Here is a 2,288-nt window from a genome sequence, read left to right as displayed (position 1 = left end):
CCGTCACCGGCGAGCTCACCTTCACCCAGTTCGTGGAGCAGGTCCGCGAGACCACGCTGAACGCCTACGCCAACCAGGACGTCCCTTTCGACCATGTCGTGGAACGGCTCAGGCCGGCCCGCGACGCCGGCCGTACCCCGCTGTTCCAGATCATGTTCACCTTCGACAGCTTCACGGCGGTCGATCAGCAGACCCTCGTGCTCCCCGGCCTCACGGCAGAGCGGCGGCAGAGCGAGCTGGCCACCAGCCCGTTCGACCTGACCTTGGGCATGCGCGAGTCGTCCGGCGGCATGTCGGGGGAGATCGAGTACAACACCGATCTGTACGAACCGGCGACCGTCGCGCGGATCGCCGCCCATTTCGGCGAGCTCCTTCAGCGCATCGGCGACGACCCCGACGTGCCGCTGTCGCAGCTCGAATCGGCCATCGCCGATCGGGAGCGGGAGCAGATCGGCAGGTGGAACGACACCGACCTGCGCTACGAGCCCGACATCAGCGTGGAAGAGTACTTCGAACGGCACGCCGCCGAGCACCCGGACCATCCAGCCCTGGTCTGGGGGGACGTCGAGCTCACCTACCGGGAGGTGGACGAGCGCGCGAACCGGCTGGCCCACCTGCTCAAACAGCTCGGTTGCGGTCCGGAGCGACGCGTGGCCGTCTGCGTGGAGCGCGGCGCCGACATGGTGATCGCTCCGCTGGCCGTACTCAAGGCCGGCGCCGCCTTCGTGCCTCTCGACGGCGAGCAGCCGGAGGCCCGCCTGTCCGACATGCTGGCGGAATCGGCCCCCTCGGTTCTGCTGACCAACGCGGGCCTGGACGCCAAGTGCGCGCAGGGGCCGTGGCAGCTGGTCCGGCTCGACGAAGACGCGGACCTGATAGCGGAGCAGCGCGCCGACCGGCCCCGCCGTACGGCACCGCCCGGTGGCCTGGCCTACGTCATCTTCACCTCCGGCTCCACCGGCAGGCCCAAGGGAGTGATGATCACCCGGGCCGGGCTGACCAGCTGGAGAACGGCTTGGTCCGCCGGGCAGGATCACCGGGTCCTGGGCCGATGGCTCACCACGGCGAGTCCGTCCTTCGACGTGTTCGTCGCGGACATCGTGCGCAGCCTGAGCTTCGGCGGCACCCTGGTCATCGGGGGACGCACGCTGGTGCTCGATCCGCCGGCACTGGCCGAGACGTTGCGCGGGCAGCGGATCGACGGGTTCGAGTGCATCCCTCCCGTGCTGGTCAACCTCGCCGAGCAGTTGACGCGCACCCGCACGGAGCTGCCCCGGCTGCGGCTGATCGTCACGGGGTCGGACTCCTTCAACACCGCCGACACCGCCCTGGTCGTGTCGGCCTTCGCCGACCACACCCGCATCATCAACACGTGGGGCGCCACCGAGACGACCGTGGACAGCTCCGTCTACGACGTGGAGACGGCGGTGGCGACCGGCTCCGGGATCGTGCCCGTCGGAGGGCCGATCGCGAACGCCACCATCCACGTCCTGGACGTCGCTTTCCGCCCGGTTCCCATCGGCGTCTTGGGCGATCTCTACATCGGCGGTGACGGCATAGCCCGCGGCTACGCCAACCGGCCGAGCCTGACCGGCGACCGGTTCGTGCCCGACCCCTTCTCCGCCACATCCGGCGCGCGGCTGTACCGCACTGGCGACCGGGGGCGCTGGCTAGCCGACGGCAGCGTCGAGTTCGTCGGCCGTGACGACGATCAGGTCCAGATCCGTGGCTACCGGGTCGAGCCTGGGGAGATCGAGGCGGCGCTCCGCGAGAGCCCTGAGGTCAAGGACGTCTTCATCCACGCCAGGCCCGACGGGGACGGCGGGCACCGGATGTTCGCCTACGTCGTGCCGCGCGACTCGGAGACCGTGAGCAGCGACCGCCTGCACGCGACGGCGGCCGAGCGGCTGCCCTCCTACATGCGGCCGGCCGCGTTCGTCCTGGTGCCGAAGCTGCCGCGGACAGCCAGCGGCAAGGTGGATCGGGCCGCGCTCCCGGATCCGGGCGCCGGCGAGGTGGCGCGTACGGAGATCGAAGAGGCCCGCACCCCGCTGGAGCGCGAGATCGTCGCGGTGTGGCAGGAACTGCTGCCGCACGCCGGTCCCATCGGGGTCCACGACAACTTTTTCGACCTGGGCGGGCACTCGCTGCTGGCGACCCGCCTGGTCTTCGGCCTGCGGGCCGCTCTCGGCGTCGACCTCCCGGTGCACAAGGTCTTCGAGGCCAACACCGTGGCGGCCGTGGCCGCCACGATCGAGACGTACGGCGCCGCCGCCCGGCCCGCCCTT

The 2,288-nt window shown here is 70.7% G+C and carries 1 protein-coding gene; it reads left to right on the top strand.

Features of this window, described 5'->3' with window-relative positions:
* The coding region (locus V5E28_RS48775; RefSeq protein WP_336217152.1) for a non-ribosomal peptide synthetase at window positions 1-2,288 on the top strand (2,288 nt) is incomplete at both ends.

This window comes from Nonomuraea sp. LPB2021202275-12-8 (assembly GCF_037044575.1).
Lineage (GTDB): Bacteria > Actinomycetota > Actinomycetes > Streptosporangiales > Streptosporangiaceae > Nonomuraea.
Note: the sequence above shows the minus strand (reverse complement) of the source record. Positions and strands in the feature narration are given on the sequence as shown.